This window comes from Yaniella soli, from assembly GCF_054782375.1.
The window spans coordinates 1-934 of record NZ_BAAGSP010000084.1 but is presented as its reverse complement, the minus strand read 5'-3'; the positions used below and the strand labels follow the sequence as shown (position 1 = coordinate 934).

Below are 934 nucleotides of genomic sequence, written 5' to 3'. Positions count from 1 at the left end.
GTCACTCACATAGACTGCTGCCTATGACGATCTGCGTTTTACCGCATGACAGCAGGCGACTCGACAGATAAAAAGCACACGTTTTGTCCTTTAAGCCGCATTGTCCATCTTATGATGTTTGTGTTCTTGCTATTTTGGCTGCCTAAGCAGAAGATGGTTAATCCTTTTGCGCGCCTAGTAGGTATCATCGTGGCGCTCCTAATCCCGTTCATCGGACCGGTAGCAGTGTGGTTCGGTGCGCGACGGAACACCGCGACAGGAAGCAACCATGAAGCACACCATCATGCATCATCTACGACCGACAAGACGGACGCTCGAAATGGTTATAGCAAAACCGTACGATGATGAACCACATAGAGGGCTAGACTAAAATCGTGACTTTGGCTGCCGAATAGCGGGGCGGGGTCGCGATGGTTCTGAAGGGACAGAGTATGGGAAAAAGGGCGCCCGAACGGCGCGTCATCCGCCTCTGTCCGGACTACGGGCGAGATTGGCCGCTGTGGGAGTCATCGACACCAACAAGGGCCGTCGGCTACACCACTGATCCTGAGATCTACGACCTCTCCGAGCAGCTGAGCCAAGACATGGCCCGGTGGAACGCCTTCTGGGAGCAGCATTTCGATCCCTTCGAGGGCTGGGACGATCATGAGAGTCGTGAACGGTGGCGCAGAGAGGGTGAACGGATCGCGGCATGCCTCTGCCGCGAAGTCGTATTGTTTGCCGATGTGCAGTATGAACCGTGGCCACTTGAAGAGTTGACCCCGGAGGAGACACCGCAACCAGAGCTGTAATCTATCTCGAAAAGAACGGCGGGGCAGAAGTGTTCTGCCCCGCCACTATTGTACGCCCGGCATGGGCACTTACTTGGAGGTGGAAGTCCTCTGGAGGAGAAGATGGTTTAACTCCTAGCCGATGGCAACTGCTGCATCGTGAG

At 55.1% G+C, this 934-nt stretch carries 1 protein-coding gene; it reads left to right on the top strand.

Annotated elements, in window-relative coordinates:
* The first annotated feature begins 431 nt into the window (after positions 1-431).
* The gene (locus tag ACYVJT_RS15295) at positions 432-791 is read left to right on the top strand and encodes an immunity protein CdiI family protein (protein ID WP_343959891.1); all 360 of its coding nucleotides are present in this window, start codon (positions 432-434) and stop codon (positions 789-791) included.
* Positions 792-934 lie beyond the last annotated feature (143 nt).